The sequence below is a fragment of the Pseudomonas gingeri genome (genome assembly GCF_013385425.1).
Taxonomy (GTDB): Bacteria; Pseudomonadota; Gammaproteobacteria; order Pseudomonadales; family Pseudomonadaceae; genus Aquipseudomonas; species Aquipseudomonas gingeri_D.
Genome location: NZ_JACAQA010000027.1, coordinates 166,527 through 181,328 on the forward strand (window position 1 = coordinate 166,527; position 14,802 = coordinate 181,328).

General features: G+C 57.5%; 18 protein-coding genes and 1 pseudogene. 10 read left to right on the forward strand and 9 right to left on the reverse strand.

Annotated features, from left to right (window positions below; all coding sequences use genetic code 11):
- Positions 1-38 precede the first annotated feature (38 nt).
- Positions 39-578, forward strand: coding sequence for a G/U mismatch-specific DNA glycosylase (mug, locus tag HX830_RS26150; RefSeq protein ID WP_177103520.1), 540 nt, complete (start codon positions 39-41; stop codon positions 576-578).
- Positions 579-663: 85 nt separating this feature from the next.
- Entirely contained in the window at positions 664-1,854 is a 1,191-nt protein-coding gene (locus tag HX830_RS26155) for a cyanate transporter (RefSeq protein ID WP_177103522.1), read from the forward strand.
- 64 nt (positions 1,855-1,918) lie between these two features.
- Here HX830_RS26155 and HX830_RS26160 read toward each other — a convergent pair whose 3' ends face one another.
- Positions 1,919-2,140 carry a hypothetical protein gene (locus tag HX830_RS26160; protein ID WP_177103307.1) on the reverse strand — a complete coding sequence of 74 codons (222 nt, stop codon included), beginning with the start codon at positions 2,138-2,140 and terminating at the stop codon, positions 1,919-1,921.
- A 236-nt stretch (positions 2,141-2,376) separates the two neighbouring features.
- Here HX830_RS26160 and HX830_RS26165 point away from each other — a divergent pair, with 236 nt between their 5' ends.
- Positions 2,377-3,297 (forward strand): LysR family transcriptional regulator, encoded by a 921-nt coding sequence (locus HX830_RS26165; RefSeq protein ID WP_177103524.1) that lies wholly within the window; start codon positions 2,377-2,379, stop codon positions 3,295-3,297.
- 190 nt (positions 3,298-3,487) lie between these two features.
- Here HX830_RS26165 and HX830_RS26170 read toward each other — a convergent pair whose 3' ends face one another.
- On the reverse strand, positions 3,488-4,105 hold the full coding sequence (locus HX830_RS26170) for a LysE family transporter (RefSeq protein WP_152737448.1): 618 nt from the start codon (positions 4,103-4,105) through the stop codon (positions 3,488-3,490).
- Positions 4,106-4,283: 178 nt separating this feature from the next.
- Between HX830_RS26170 and HX830_RS26175 the strand changes: the two genes are divergently transcribed.
- On the forward strand, positions 4,284-5,096 hold the full coding sequence (locus tag HX830_RS26175; protein WP_256350653.1) for a polysaccharide lyase family 7 protein: 813 nt from the start codon (positions 4,284-4,286) through the stop codon (positions 5,094-5,096).
- A 39-nt stretch (positions 5,097-5,135) separates the two neighbouring features.
- Here HX830_RS26175 and HX830_RS26180 read toward each other — a convergent pair whose 3' ends face one another.
- Positions 5,136-6,077, reverse strand: coding sequence for a 2-hydroxyacid dehydrogenase (locus HX830_RS26180; protein WP_177103526.1), 942 nt, complete (start codon positions 6,075-6,077; stop codon positions 5,136-5,138).
- A 320-nt stretch (positions 6,078-6,397) separates the two neighbouring features.
- On the opposite strand from HX830_RS26180, the pseudogene HX830_RS32635 reads away from it, so the two are divergent.
- The 3 genes and pseudogenes from HX830_RS32635 to HX830_RS26190 form a co-directional block, all read left to right on the forward strand.
- A pseudogene (locus tag HX830_RS32635) lies at positions 6,398-7,552 on the forward strand (FIST signal transduction protein); the annotation flags it as partial.
- Between the two features lie 372 nt (positions 7,553-7,924).
- Positions 7,925-8,422, forward strand: coding sequence for a methyl-accepting chemotaxis protein (locus tag HX830_RS32640; RefSeq protein ID WP_370868259.1), 498 nt, complete (start codon positions 7,925-7,927; stop codon positions 8,420-8,422).
- Positions 8,423-8,541: 119 nt separating this feature from the next.
- Entirely contained in the window at positions 8,542-10,119 is a 1,578-nt protein-coding gene (locus HX830_RS26190) for a sensor domain-containing diguanylate cyclase (protein ID WP_177103530.1), read from the forward strand.
- A 68-nt stretch (positions 10,120-10,187) separates the two neighbouring features.
- Here HX830_RS26190 and HX830_RS26195 read toward each other — a convergent pair whose 3' ends face one another.
- The 4 genes from HX830_RS26195 to HX830_RS32650 form a co-directional block, all read right to left on the reverse strand.
- Positions 10,188-10,706, reverse strand: coding sequence for a GNAT family N-acetyltransferase (locus HX830_RS26195; RefSeq protein WP_103495754.1), 519 nt, complete (start codon positions 10,704-10,706; stop codon positions 10,188-10,190).
- Between the two features lie 303 nt (positions 10,707-11,009).
- Complete coding sequence (locus HX830_RS26200; RefSeq protein ID WP_177103532.1) at positions 11,010-11,375, reverse strand: hypothetical protein; 366 nt, start codon at positions 11,373-11,375, stop codon at positions 11,010-11,012.
- A complete protein-coding gene (locus HX830_RS32645; protein WP_371317545.1) occupies positions 11,375-11,974 on the reverse strand; it encodes a hypothetical protein in 600 nt (199 codons plus the stop codon). The genes HX830_RS26200 and HX830_RS32645 overlap by 1 nt, the downstream gene beginning before the upstream one ends.
- Positions 11,971-12,342, reverse strand: coding sequence for a hypothetical protein (locus tag HX830_RS32650; RefSeq protein WP_371317546.1), 372 nt, complete (start codon positions 12,340-12,342; stop codon positions 11,971-11,973). The genes HX830_RS32645 and HX830_RS32650 overlap by 4 nt, the downstream gene beginning before the upstream one ends.
- A 193-nt stretch (positions 12,343-12,535) precedes the next feature.
- Between HX830_RS32650 and HX830_RS26210 the strand changes: the two genes are divergently transcribed.
- The gene (locus HX830_RS26210; protein WP_177103534.1) at positions 12,536-12,784 is read left to right on the forward strand and encodes a plasmid stabilization protein; all 249 of its coding nucleotides are present in this window, start codon (positions 12,536-12,538) and stop codon (positions 12,782-12,784) included.
- A gap of 106 nt (positions 12,785-12,890) precedes the next feature.
- Here HX830_RS26210 and HX830_RS26215 read toward each other — a convergent pair whose 3' ends face one another.
- On the reverse strand, positions 12,891-13,151 hold the full coding sequence (locus HX830_RS26215) for a hypothetical protein (RefSeq protein ID WP_100942911.1): 261 nt from the start codon (positions 13,149-13,151) through the stop codon (positions 12,891-12,893).
- 590 nt (positions 13,152-13,741) lie between these two features.
- On the opposite strand from HX830_RS26215, the gene HX830_RS26220 reads away from it, so the two are divergent.
- Both HX830_RS26220 and HX830_RS26225 read left to right on the forward strand, forming a co-directional pair.
- On the forward strand, positions 13,742-14,062 hold the full coding sequence (locus HX830_RS26220; protein WP_177103536.1) for a transcriptional regulator: 321 nt from the start codon (positions 13,742-13,744) through the stop codon (positions 14,060-14,062).
- Entirely contained in the window at positions 14,049-14,360 is a 312-nt protein-coding gene (locus tag HX830_RS26225; RefSeq protein WP_121138781.1) for a helix-turn-helix domain-containing protein, read from the forward strand. Before HX830_RS26220 ends, HX830_RS26225 begins: the two co-directional genes overlap by 14 nt.
- Positions 14,361-14,617: 257 nt before the next feature.
- Here the strand turns inward: HX830_RS26225 and HX830_RS31920 are convergent.
- The coding region (locus HX830_RS31920; protein ID WP_218171397.1) for a hypothetical protein at positions 14,618-14,802 on the reverse strand (185 nt) is incomplete at its 5' end.

The window sequence follows — 14,802 nt, forward strand, 5'->3', positions numbered from 1 at the left end:
CGAGGTGCTTGGCACCCGCCAGGCTTGCGAGGTGTGGGGTGGCTGAAAGACTCGAAGACATTCTTGATGAAGGCCTTGCGGTGATTTTCTGCGGTATCAATCCGGGACTACTGGCCGCCGCCCAGGGGCATCACTTTGCCGGCAGAAGCAATCGTTTCTGGCGCACGCTGCATCTGGCCGGCTTTACCCCTGAGGAAATCCGCCCGGAAAACGACCGGACAATCTTGCAGCATGGGTGTGGATTGACCGCCGTGGTTGAACGGCCCACGGCGCGCGCGGATCAGCTGTCTTCCGCTGAATTCACCGCCATCTCCAGGGACTTTGAGCACAAGATCGCCCGCTACGCCCCGCGCTTCGTGGCCTTTCTCGGCAAGGCGGCGTACTGCGGATTGTCCGGCCAACGAAACATCGCCTGGGGACTTCAGCCACAGACCTTCGGCCATGCGGCGGTCTGGGTGCTGCCCAATCCCAGCGGGCGTAATCGTGCGTTCAGTCTTGATCAATTGGTGGCGGCGTACCGTCAACTGCATCTGGCGGCACTCGGGCACCTTTCGCTCCTGAAAGCGGCTGAATCCTAATTTCTCGATATCCCAGCCTACTTATCAAATTGCGCCTGCCCATCCGCGACGGCCTAATTAGAGCTTTGTTAACCAAGGCTCCCGAATGGAACATGTACGAGCTTCAAGCACCCACGCCGCAGGGTTGATGGTCAGTGTGGTGTTGGTCGCCCTCAATCTGCGGCCGTCGATGGCCGCGGTCGGGCCCTTGCTGTCGGCGATTCGCGGGGATATCCCCTTGAGTTTCAGCGCCGCGTCGTTACTGACCATGCTGCCGGTCATGGCGATGGGTTTGGCCATGTTCCTCGGCATGCGCATCGCCCAGCGCTTCGGCGAACACCGCACCATCGTCCTGTCCTTGCTGGTCATCGGCCTGGCGACGGCTTCGCGACTCTACCTGGAGAGCACCGTCGAGCTGATCCTCAGTGCGGTACTCGCGGGTCTCGGGATCGCCCTGATCCAAGCGGTGATGCCGGCGCTGATCAAGTCGCGCTACAGCCACAACGTCTCGCTGTTCATGGGGATCTACGTGACCTCGATCATGGGCGGCGCGGCGCTCGCGGCGTCGTTCTCGCCGTTCGTCCTGGCACAGACTGGAAGCTGGCGGATCAGCCTCGCCATCTGGGCGCTGCTGGCGCTGGTCGGCCTGGTGGTCTGGTTCGCCCAGCGCTCGGCGGTCCCGCACTTGCCGCAGACCTCGACCAGCACCCAACAGGAGTCATTCTTCGGCAATTCGAGGGCCTGGCTGCTGGCGATCTTCTTCGGCCTGGGCACGGCGTCCTACACCTGCGTGCTGGCCTGGCTGGCGCCCTACTACGTGGAAAAAGGCTGGAGCGAACAAAGCGCCGGCTTGCTGCTGGGCCTGCTGACCGCCATGGAAGTGGTGTCCGGCCTGGTCACCCCGGCAATCGCCAACCGCAGCCAGGACCGACGCCTGGTGCTGGCGGTCTTGCTTGCGTTGATCATCGCCGGCTTCTGCGGCCTGATCCTCAGCCCGGAACGCTTCACCCTGCTCTGGCCATGCCTGCTGGGCCTGGGTATCGGCGGGTTGTTCCCGATGAGCCTGATCGTTTCCCTCGACCACCTGGACAACCCGCGTCGTGCCGGCGGCCTGACCGCCTTCGTGCAAGGCATCGGTTATCTGATCGCCGGGCTCTCGCCGCTGATTGCCGGGGTGATTCGTGACCAGCTGGGCAGCTTCGAGTGGGCCTGGTGGTCACTGACGGCGGTGATGACCGTCATGATCGTGATGGTCCTGCGCTTCAATCCGAAGCACTACGCACAACACATCCGCTAGTCGTCGCGGTTCTTTCCTGGCTGATCAGCCTGCCATTGGAAACAGGGCTCCGTGGAAACGTTCTTCAGGGAACGAAGGGGTCATTTGCCCCTGCCTTCAACCACGGGCGCAGCGCTGTCGGATCCACCCGATCCGACAGGTACAGGGGCGCGCCGTCAGCGCGGTAGCGGACCAGGGCGGCAAAGGCACCATAGTTGGCGACTTGCCGTTGCCCTTCGAACAAGGCCGGTCGCTCCGGGCAACGCTGGCCGGCGGCGTCCAGCCAGTTGGCAATATTCATGCTCATCCCGCGTGGGCCTGAAGGACCGAGGCGTCGCTGGCGACCACAACGAGGGAGATACAATCATGAATCATGGCGATTTTCTTCTTGGCAAGGATAACGCGAGGGCCAGGCCTTTATAGTGAAGGGGTCGCCCACAGGCTATTTAAAAAACAAATTCCATCCCCTAATATGTCAATCGGCTGCTTGTCTACAAACATGAGCAAAAGTAACGCCTATGGAACCTGACCGAGACGGATTTTATGCTCAATAGCAATTTGCTCAGAAAGCTGGACATGCAGGACCTGATGGTATTCGTCGCGGTTTATGAGCAGAGCAGCGTCACCGAGGTTTCCGAAACCCTTTGCGTCAGCCAGTCCACGGTCAGCTACTGCCTGAAAAAGCTGCGGACCAGCTTCGAGGACGAGTTGTTCATCCACACCCGTAATGCCATGTGGCCGACCAGCAAGGCCACCAGCATGTACAGCCATGTGGTCAACATTATAAAAAACATCAACCTGTGTCATTCCGCAGTCAACGTATTTGACCCGACCGAAAAAGAGATCACTTTTAATATTTGTGCACCGGAGTACTTCGAACTCCTGATCCTCCCCGACCTGCTGAAAAGTTTTATCAAGAGCCACCTGCCGATCATTGTGAACACCCACAAGTTCCACAAGGATGTTCCGGTCGAACAATTGGTCGACGGTCGTATTGACCTGGTGATTTGTGCCGGTCCGAACTTTCATCGTGACGCCAAGCCCTTCAAATCAAAGATCCTGCTGGACGACGATCTGGTGTGCGTGGTCGACAAGCATTTCACGCCGCCAGAGAACAGGTTCAACCTGGACACCTTTGTCGCGCGCCAGCATATCTTTCCGACGCCCTGGACCTCAGACACCAACATGGTGGACGGCTGGCTCGGCAAACAGGGCTATACCCGGCAGATAGTCGCCCGCGCCAACAGTTATGTGGCGGCACTTGAAATGCTCAGTGGAACCGATCTCGTTCTGATGTTGCCTCGCCGTCTCCAGAGGCGGATCTGTGATGAAACCAAGTTCGCGTTTTGCAAGCCGCCGGCGGGTTTGCCCAATTTCACCATCGACATGTTGTGGGACAGGAAAGCCGAGCAAAACAGTGCCAATACCTGGCTGCGTGAGCAGATTGCCAAGGTTTGTGCCTAGGGGCGGGTAGATGACGCCTGGAGTCCACGAGTGCTCATGGATTTGGAGTTCTTTATCAGGTCGCATTATTTCGGACAGTACATTGGTCTCCAGAATGATCACGCATCGAAATTCGAACGCATTTTGAGCATTGATTGCAATCAAGACAGTTCCTTTACGATCTTGAATGCATCTTGCAACCCATGCACCGTCAGCGCACCCCTCTGGCAACAGCCAGCAAAACACCAAAACCCACCAGCAACCCGCCGAACGCGCGGTCGATCCAGTGACGCACCGCCATCAACCGTTCACGCACGGCGCTCGCCGAAAAGCACAAGGCCACCACACTGAACCAGGCCATATGCGCACCCGAGATAAAAGCCCCGTAGCCGATCTGCACGGCCAGCGGCGTATCGGGACGTACCACTTGCATGAACAGGCTGATGATAAAGATCGTCGTCTTCGGGTTCAGGACATTGGTCAGGAAACCCGTGCGCAGCGCGGCAAAGTCCGACAGTGGTGCGACAGCGCTCTCGGCCAGCGTTCCGCTGGGCTGGGTCCGCAACATCTTCACCCCCAGCCAGATCAGGTACGCAGCCCCTGCCAGCTTGATGGTGTTGAACAACCACAGCGACTGCTGGATCAGCAGCCCCAAACCAATCAGCGTATAGCTGACGTGGACCAGCACGCCCAGCCCGATGCCCAGGGCCGTGAGCACGCCCGCTCGACGGGACAACATCAGGCTGTTACGCGTCACCATGGCGAAATCGGGGCCAGGGCTGATGACAGCCAACAGGGTAATGGAGATCACCGCCAAGAGTTCCGCCATGGCCAATCCTCTGGAAAACGTAAAAGTTAGCGTGATCATAAACGAATAGCCTGCGGACCAGAAACGCTGATGACTCATATTTCATTGGGTGGCCGGGACCCGGCACGCTATCGTAGCGCTCTAAAGCCCTGCTCTTTTAAAGTGATCCAATCCAAATCAGCACTTGGAGTAACAGAAGATGATGGCGAGCCCATACAAACTGATCAGCACCAAATCCATTATCAACTTCACAGCCGCTATCACCATGACACTCAGTTGCACCTACGCCTTTTCACTCGATGCCAGCAAAGCACCAGGCCATAACTTTCCAACGCTGACCAGCTCGTACCTTCTCCAGGATTTCAATGACGCCAACCTGCCAGAAGAAATATCGATAACCAACAACTTGCAGAATTCATATTTCTACACAAACTGCTACACATCAAACAATTGTCACAAAGGCGTGCCTGAGGGCGCCATCATTTTCAGCACCCCCTCAGGACTCAAAGCCACCGCCCACAGCGACTACCCCCGCGTTGAGCTGAGAGCCAAGAGAGAATTCACCATCGGCGGCCCACTGAATGCCAGCCAGTCCGGTGAAGCCTATATCGTGCAGAACCCACACACCAAGTCCATTATCTTCGCGCAGATTCATGGGGATAAACCAGGTGGATCGGAGCTGCTCAAGCTCCGCTGGAAGGACGGCGCCATTATTGCGGGAACAAAAACGCACTATGGCGACAACGAGAGCCGATCAACCTTGTTATCCGGCATCAGCCTTAACGACAAAATAGATTACACGATAGAAGCCAAAGGCTCTGACAATGAAATGACCTTGCAGGTTAAGGTGACAGCGGCGGGTCAGACATCAAGCAAGACGTTCATCTTTCCGAAGTCAGGATGGGACGGCGTAAATTTGTATTTCAAAGCCGGGAATTACAATCAAACCTCTGACACCACCGGGGATGTAGCTATTGTGGCGTACAGCGCCCTGAATATTAATTACGAATAAAAAATGGAAGAAGCGCAAACATTGGCACAGCGGCCAGTATCAGGGCACCGGTGTCAGGACAGGGCTTCCTGAGAAATACGCCGTCAGGTTTTCAATGACCAGCTGCAGCGTGGCGGTGACCGCTTCCGGTGAGCGCCCCGCTATATGCGGCGTCAGGATCAAGTTATTCAGGTTGGCGAACGCCGCCGGCACCTCAGGCTCGCCTTCCACGACATCCAGTGCCGCCCCGGCAATTTCCCTGTTTGTCAGTGCCGAGATAAGCGCAGCGGTATCAACCACGCTGCCTCGGGCGATATTGACCAGAAAGCCGTCGGGGCCAAGGGCCTTCAGTACCGTGGTGTCGACCCGATGAAATGTCCCCGCACCACCGGGCGTGGCCACGATCAGAAAATCGGCCCAGCTTGCCAAGGCCACCGGCGTATCAAAATAGGTGAAGGGCGAGTCGTGCCGTGGATGACGACTGTGATACCCCACCGACATCTCGAATCCGCCGACGCCACGCCGGGCAATCTGCTGCCCGATATTACCTAGCCCCAGGATCCCCAGTTTCTTTTTCGAGAGCATGGGACGTGGCTGTCTGGAGTGGGCCCATTGGCCGTGACGAACGGCGGCGTCGGCTTGCGGAATGCCTCTGACAATGGCCATCAACAAGGCGATCGCATGGTCAGCGACCGAGGCGTCATTGGTGCCGGGGCCGTGTGTCACGACGATGTCGCGTGCACGAGCCGCAACCAGATCGACCTTTTCGTAGCCCGCGCCCTGGGCGCAGATGATCTTGAGTTGAGGCAGGGAGGCCATTTCGTCGGCCGAGAGTCCCGTAGACCCGTTTGTCAGAACGGCTTGAATCTGAGGGCCGAGAGCCTTGAGCGTGCCGGCCTTCACTTCAGCCGACAACGCCACATGGGTTTTGAAGCCGGCGGCTTCCAGGCGAACAAGACTTTCGGGAGCCAGTTCGATCAGAACCAGGAGATCTCGGACCATGGTCAGGTACTCTTGATTTAGCCTACGCATGTTGGGAGCGTTCAGCCCCATAGACTACATGATTCGTTGCAAGCGACCTGCCCCTCTCTGCTCTGACAGATGCGCATTGTCGTGCAACCAACAACCGTCGGCGAAGTCAGCCTGACCGGTTTCATTGATCAAAATCAAAACTCAAAATCACATTGATATCACGCTGAACAGCACGGGTTGCGCCGGGACAACGCTCAAATCAGCATCGCCAAGCCCTGCAAGCGCCCCTACGGCAAAGGACCGCTGTTATCCACAATAACAATCCGCGGTTTACCCTGAGGTAGTCCTTGATGAATCTCTCTCATTTGCTCAACCGGACCCACTCCTCGTCGTCGGGCACCCTCAGCGTGCTCAGTACCGCCAGTGAACTACAGGCCAAGCTGCAGGCAGTTCGCCTGGAGCCGGTATTCATCTCCGGCTTCGTGTCCCCGCACCTGGACCTTGACCAGATCGCCCGCACGGTCCGCCAGCGTTTCCCGAGCTGCATCATCAGCCTGTGCACCACATCCGGCGAACTCTGCGGCACGGCCAGCCAGCTCTACTGCCCTACCGGCGAACGCTGGGACCGGATCGTGCTGCAGTTGTTCGATCGCAGCGTGATCGCCAGCGCGGAAATCGCCATGGTGTCCCTGGAGTGCGCCGACATCCGCGGCGATAGCAAACGCATCAGCATGCGCGAGCGCATCTCCCGCCTGGTACACAACCTCAAGGCGGCGCAAGTCCGCACCCAGATTGACCAGCGTGACACCCTGGCCTACATCCTCTTCGATGGCCTCTCGGCGTCCGAATCCTTCTTTATGGAAGCCCTTTACGAATCCGGCCGTTTCCCCTGCCTGTTCGTCGGTGGCTCGGCGGGCGGCAAGGGCGATTTCAAGAAAACCCTGATCCATGACGGCAACCGGAGTTACGAGAACCACGCCCAGATCGTCTTTCTCAAGTGCTCGCCCGGTATCCGTTTTGGCGTATTCAAAAGCCAGAATTTCCAACCCTCGACGCTGACCTTCAGCGTCCTGACCGCGTCCCTGGAAGATCGCACCATTCACCAGGTCATCGACGCCCAAGGCAATATCAAGACCATGGTCCAGGCCCTGGCTGATGCGTTCAAATGCACGCCGCAGACACTGGAGCAGCACCTGGGCGACTACTCCTTCGCTATCCGCGTGGGCCAGGAACTGTTTGTCCGCTCCATCGCCCGCATCGACCCGGCGCAAGGCCTGGTGCACCTGTTCTGCGACGTGGCGCCGGGCGAAGAGCTACTCATGGTCAAACGCACCTCGATCCGCGACGCCACCCGTACCGACTACCAACGCTTCCTGCAGGGCAAGGGCGGCCAGCCGATTGCCGGCATCCTCAACGACTGCATCCTGCGCCGGCTGAACAACGGCTCGGAACTGGACGCCATGACCGGCCTGTTCGGCGACGTGCCGTTGATCGGCTTTTCCACCTTCGGCGAAATCCTGGGGCTCAACCTCAACCAGACCCTGACCGCGATCTTTTTCTTCCGCGTCGCCAAGGGGGCCAGTTTCGAGGATGACTACGTCGACCGCTTCCCGATCCACTACGGCGAATTCAAGGCCTTCTTCCTGCGCCGTCAGATCAAGAAACTGGTGGGCCTCAACCATGTGCTGGTCAAGCAGATAGAAGCCTTCAAGAACAACAACTTCGTCAGCACCCTCGACGTGAGCGGCCTCGACGAAAACCTGCAACCGGTGTTCCACGGCCTGACCGACCTGGGCACCGTGCTCGACCAGGCCAACCGCCATCAGGAACAGATCGCGGGCCAGTTGCAGCACTATTCCCAGGAGCTGCACCTGTCGATGGACGACCTGGCCACCACCATCGACCGGCAACACGACGTCGCCGCCGAAGCGCGCTCGACCTTCGACGGCCTGTCCACCCAGGCCGACGAAGTGGTCGGCGGCGCCCGTGAGCTGGCGCAATCGAGCCTGCGCATCCAATCGATCGTGCAGGTGATCCAGCAGATCGCCGGCCAGACCAACCTGCTCGCCCTCAACGCTGCCATCGAAGCGGCCCGGGCCGGCGAAATGGGCCGAGGCTTTGCCGTGGTGGCCGATGAAGTGCGCAAACTGGCGGAGATCACCCGCAAGAATGCCGGGGAGATCGGCGTGGATATCGATCGACTGTCGTCCGAGATCCAGAAAGTCGCGGTGCAGATCGAAGACCAGTCCACGGCCGTGGGCACCCTGCGCAGCTTGCTCGACGCCCTGGAAGACTCCGGCCAGATGACCGAAGGGACCTCTCGGCGGACCAAGACAATTGCCGATACACTAACGGGGCTGACACGCCGCGGTTGAAGGCCCCCCCAGCAATAGCAGACCCCGGGAACGATAGGGCCGCGTAAGCCACGCGCGCCCATCGTCCCCGTGCTTCACCCACGCTACAGGTATTCCCATGTCTATCCGGATCTCATCAAATGCCCACCCGGCCAAAGCCAACGCTTAACCTGCGCACTCTCATCCTGCTGATTGCACTACTCTCCGCAGTCACCACCCTGGCCAACAGTTTCTGGGTTATCTACAAGGTTCAGAAACAGGAACTGATTACCCACGCACTCGATAACAACAAGGACTATGCCTCAAGAATCGCCGCGGGTATCGAGCAAGTCCTCAGCTCCGACATCGACAAGCTCAAATACAGCGCCAGTGTTATCAGCAAGGGTTTTAACGACCAGGGACGCCTGGGTGACGAAGCCTTGCGATTGCTGAATCAGGACAACAGTTTCAACTCCATCCTGATGGCCAACGCCTCCGGCACGGTCGTGGCATCGGCGCCAGAGAGTCTGAACATCAATGGCCAGGCGCTGCGCAACACAGAGCCCCTGCAAAGCCGCGAGCCGAAGATCAGCAACGCATTCAAGTCGATCGCCGGCAATCTCGTGATCTTCATCTCTTATCCCGTATTCGGCGCCAGGGGAGAATACCTGGGCCTTATCGGCGGGACCGTCCGGCTCGACCAGGAAAACGCCCTGCACACCCTGGTCGATCAGCATGTCCGCCATGACGGGGCCTATGTTTATCTGGTCGACAAAACACGTCGCGTGCTCTATCACCCTCGACCCGACAACATCGGCACCATCGTGGGAGATGACCCCATCGTGGATGCCGCCTTGCAAAACAGGAACGGTAGCCTCCAGTCCCACGATGCCAACGGCATCGAGATGCTTGCCGGCTTCGAAACCGTTTCCAGCAGCGGATGGGGCGTCGTTTCACAACAGCCGCTCAACAATACCCTGGCGACGCTGAATCACCTGATGATCAAGGTCGGCAAGGGAATCGCCCCGCTGGGACTGCTCGGCCTCGTGCTCATCTGGTGGTCGGGGACGAAGATAGCCAGCCCCCTTTCCCTGCTGGCCAGGTATGCGAAACGCCTGGATGCGCCTGACAGCTACAAGCGCATCAGTGCGGTTTCAGCCTTTTTCAACGAAGCCTGGCAAATCCGTCGGGCCCTGCTGTTCAGCGTCGGCCTGCTGCAGGAAAAGATCAGCCGGCTGAACCGGCAGGCCCAGAGCGATGCGCTGACCGGGCTGGCCAATCGCCGGGCCATGCAAGATGCGCTGACGCTCTGGGAGGAAACCGGTCATTCATTTGCCGTTGTGTCCCTGGACATCGATCACTTCAAGCGGGTAAACGACACCTTCGGTCATGGTGCGGGCGATGAAACCCTTCGAATCGTCGCCGACCTGATGAAACAGAACTCACGGGCGAACGACTTGCCCTGCCGGGTGGGCGGTGAAGAGTTTGTGCTGCTGCTCCCGGACAGCTCGCTCAAGACGGCGGCCGAAGTGGCCGAACGGCTTCGGGCCTCGATCGAAAGCAAAGCCATCGATACCGTCGGACACATCACGGTTTCGTTCGGCGTTGCCCTCTGGACGCCAGAGAGGGAATCCGTCGCCGCCGTATTCGAGAAGGCGGACAAGCTGCTGTACCGGGCCAAGCAGAACGGCCGCAACTGCGTGATGGTGGAAGAAGCGGAGCTACCCGAGAAAACCTAGACTGGCGCCGGGCCGACCACGTGATCGTTGCTCGGCACACTTGGCCGCCATCAGGGTACATCTCTGCGTCAGTCGTCCAGGCGCAGCCCCATTTGCTCTTCATCATAAAAGCGTCCGCCGACCCACAGCACGCGGGGCTTGATGCCGAAGGACTCGAAGCCAAGCGAGCGATAGAAGTTGCTGGCGGCGAAGTTCTCGGTATTGACGGACAGATGGAGCTGAATGACGCCAGTCGCCCTGGCCTGCGCGACGACGGCTTCGAAGAGTTTGCGCGCGACGCCTTGTCGACGATAAGCCGAATCAACAAAGACGCCCCATACAAAGCCGGTGTGCTCGGCCTGTCGAACAGGCTCACGGTGCAGGCTGGTGACCCCTATCAGGTGTTCTCCGGCAAAGGCCCCGAACACAATCTCATGCACAGTGGCATGAAGCAGGGCCTCGGTTTGCGCCACCGGCCACGCCAGCTCTTCCTCGGCCGTTGGCCACATGGTGGAGGGGGCATCGACAATCGCGCGAAGGCGGATTTCCCTGTACGGTTGCGCATCAATCTCCGACAGCGGCCTGATAATGATATGGCTGTCTTGCATAGACGCGAAACCTCTTCTGCGAATTGAAAGTCAAGTTCCGGCATGCTGTGTCAGGCCGGGTGCCTGGCTGTTGAGTCTGAGGACTCTATATAGGGGTATAGCTGAGACCGGCGATATTCGCTGATGCGTTGAAACACCTCAAGCTTTCGAACATGAAACTTTTCGAGCAGGCGAAAGGACCGATCAGTCGCTCAGGAGAAGCTTATGGAAGTTGCTCAAGCATGCACAAATCGACACCAGGGAACATGAAAAAATGTGTCAAAAATAGCTACAATTTGATACACCTCCATAAGAAGGCATTTATTAAAACTGTTGCCATCCCCAATAAATGATAGCAATCGATAAAAACAGCATCCCTAAGTAAAAAGGGACGACGAACCAGCGCCTGAGGGTTATTGGAATGGACTCCAACTCTTGCTCGGTAAGCCACCCACGTCGTATGCAACGCGTTGAAAACACGAAAAGCCCACCGATGGCAAACGTCCTCGCCATTCGGTCGTTATAGGAGTTACCTCTCCAGTATCGGCGTTCCGCCATCACCACCACATTATCCTTGAGGTAAACCTCAGCCAGATCCAGCTTGGTTTTAGCGACATAGGCCGAAAGACCGAGACCAAAGAAATTCAGGAGCAGAACTAGAAAAGCACCCGCGATCTCTAACGTCATCATCAATGTGCCCTCTCATAAATCACATCCCCTGTAAACTCTCCCGCTCCTCCCCCGAGCAGTCCGCCGATATAGCCACCTGCGGCTCCAGCAATGATTCGGCAACTCAACGCTCCCCATCCCCCTGATACGATGCCCAATCCAAGGCCGCAAACCAGCAGCCCCGCACGTGCTCCAAATTTTCCTCCGTAGTAAGAGCCCGTAATCCCGCCCGCCGCTTTGGCTCCTTCCACATAGCGCGCCTTCCTGCACTGTTCCTCCCGCCCCATCGAACACGCCTCCTGAATCGCCAACCCCGCCGCCCCCACGTCCAGCGCCATACCCACATAGCCACCTTTGCTCAGGAAACGGGAGGTGCTGGCAATCTTGTTGATCCGTTGTGCATACCCGTCGATTTCCTGGCGATGCAGGTAGCTCCGGGTGGAAATGCCGAGCATCTTCTTGATCGACTTGTTATGCCGCAGGCTGGTTCCGTAATGGCCGACGCCCTGGAGTTGCGTGTCCAACTTCTGGAACAGTACCTGCCGCTTGGCGATGAACTCAGCCCTGGCTGAAGCACCGCCTTTCAAATGCTGCTGATGCAGTTTTTCGATTTCCTTCAAGGTGTCCTCAACCCACTCAAATGCCGTCCCCAGGCCGCCGTGGTGCTGCCGATGCCAATCGAGCTATAACCCAGCAACCCCTGCAACAAATCATAGTTGTTCAGGATCTCGACACCCGCCCTGGGGTCGAGACTCAGGGCCAGATCGACTTCCCGGGCCCGTGTCATCAACCAGGCCTCTTCAAAGGTGCAGGACGCCGTGCTGTCGTCGGGCACGATCACCAGTTGCCCTGGGGTCACCATCGAGCGGCGCAGGTGACTATTGATCGTGTCGAACTTGGTGAGCGCATGTGAGCCGCGCTGTATCAGCAGCTGGCTTTTTAGACTGGGGTAATGAGTGGTCTTTTCATTGATGAATCCGTGCGCCATATTCACATCCTTGATGTATGAAAAATGGCGCTAGATATAAAGGCAGATAAACACCAAAAGAAGAGCGATACCGCTGTTTGAGACAGTTCCTAGACGACCACCAGAAACATCCCACACACTAGAAAAGTTAAGCTCCCGTAGGCTGACAAGAATGGTAGCCAATCCTCCGTTAATATCCGCAAGGAGCTCTTTCGTGACTCATATTTTGCTGTCACAAACGGTCGCAAGAATCTCCAACCTGAAGAAAAATCCAATTGACTCCGTGACGGCTGACGGCAACGTCCCTGTGTCCCCCATCAATCGCAACGAGCCAGCACTCTACTGCGTTCCCGATACAGAGTATGAGGCTATGATGGAGCTCTTGGAGGACATGGAACTGGTCGCTATCTGCCATGAACGTGAGAACGCGCCAACCATAAAGATCTCCCTTGATGATCTATGAACCGGAACTCTGAAAAGAGGACGGTTTTCCAAGGGGGCGTGCCTGCCCGATCGCCATCAGATAACACCTGATCATTTCGTTGAGCGACACGCCACCCGATACAGGGTCAGGCCATTAAGCGCTGCTCAACGACCCGCAGCACATCACAACCATCTTGTAGCAACAGCGCGGCCACGCCAGAAATACGCATCAAATCGATACCATCCGAGTGATGAGTGCTCATGCACGACACGCTGTCCAGCATATCCCGCGCAGACGTAATGCGTTGGGCGGCACAGGCCAGCAGATCATGCAGTGGGGCTTGTCTGTCGATGAAAAGGATGGTGTGTTCGGTGGGTTTGGATGAATCGAGGGGGGTGTAGTCCATTTGGTAAAGCTCCTGTTGATTACCAAGAGCTACCACCATTCGCGGCCAAGCGAGTGAGGGTGGCAGCTGTACACGGGTTGGCCGACCAGGGCAACAGGTCCCGGCACACCCGAAGGTGTCCCGCGCACAGCCGCCATGAAACCACATCACAGGCATAAAAAAAGCGCCTGCAAGGGTGAGTTGGGCGCTGGTGCGCCTGCTGCAATTCCGACCGGCCAAGGTCGCTCGCAGAATTTGCTGCGAAGTTCGACTATAGGGCGCGGAGTGTGCCTATGCAACCGAAAGTGGTGAAGCAGCAATCTTCGGCAACACTCAAAACCTGAGCCTCATTCGCCACGCAAGCCCGTGCCGAGTACAGACTGTGCCACAGCGACGGGCCGTTCATGCCTTTGAACTCCCCCCCCAATCCGAGCCATCTCGACGCTTCCGCATCACCCCGATGATGGATTGGGCGGACTAGCCTAGCCATCCCAATACCTATTGATGTTTTCCCGCCTGAAAAAGTCTGATGTAGCAATTTTTAAGCAAGGGCTTTCACTCAAAAATAGACGCCCTTGCAGAAAACTACGTCAAAGACGTATGATCTGCGCATGCTGACAATTATCGAATCCCCACTGTTTAGCAAGCTTTGGCCCGATTACTGGACTGAAGAAGAACGTGGTGCCTTCATGTCCTATCTGGCCAACAACCCGGATGCGGGAGCGGTCATACCCGGTTCTGAAGGTTGCCGAAAAGTACGCTGGAGCATGGATGGCCGTGGCAAAAGCGGTGCCGTGAGGGTGATCTATACCACGCAACTCGCTAGCGGAGCATTGGTTGCCCTGCTGATCTACGGCAAAGGTGCTACCGAGAACATACCGGCGCATGTCCTGCGCAAAATCGCAAAGGAGATGAATCATGGTCCTGACTGAAAAAGAACTCTTGGCGCGTGATGCCAAACGCAACCTAGGCGAAGAGCTGTTAGCCGCCATCATTGATGTGAAGGCCGGCCGCCATGGTGAAGTGCATCGGGTAGAAGTGACCGAGGCCGCCGAAGCACGCAGCAAGACGGGGCTGTCACAACCCAAATTTGCCGAACTGCTAGGCGTGTCGGTGCGAACGCTTCAGGAATGGGAGCAAGGGCGACGCTCTCCGTCTGGTGCTGCCAGATCATTGCTGCATATCGCGGCACTTCGACCTGATGTTTTTCGGGACGTATTAGCAAGCTAAGTTAAAAGCGAGCCCGGTAGCCTAGTAGATTGCGGTGCCTGTGCGCCACGCCCCTAGATATAGAAAGCCCTGTTGCCCGATGAGGACAACAGAGCTTTGGCATGAGGGAAAACGTGTCGTGAATCAGGACTTCGAGCCCATCCTTACGCTACGCCAGACCGTCACAGGCTGGCGAAATGGGCATTTTCAACCATAAGCCCTTACCGGGCTAGAATCTACCCTAGTTTTGCTCTAATCGTTTTGACCACTCAATTCAGCTATGCTGACCTCCAGTGGTCAGGGTTACCTTTGCTGGTATCACGTACACGCCCTACCAAGGGGCTGTGCCCCAGGGCTTTAGCCGCTTTAATGGCGGCCTCCTGCGTTCCGTGACGAATCCCATCAACGCTCGTTCCACCGGCATGCTCAAGCACATAATGGGTAAGCGCGCCATGAAACCCAC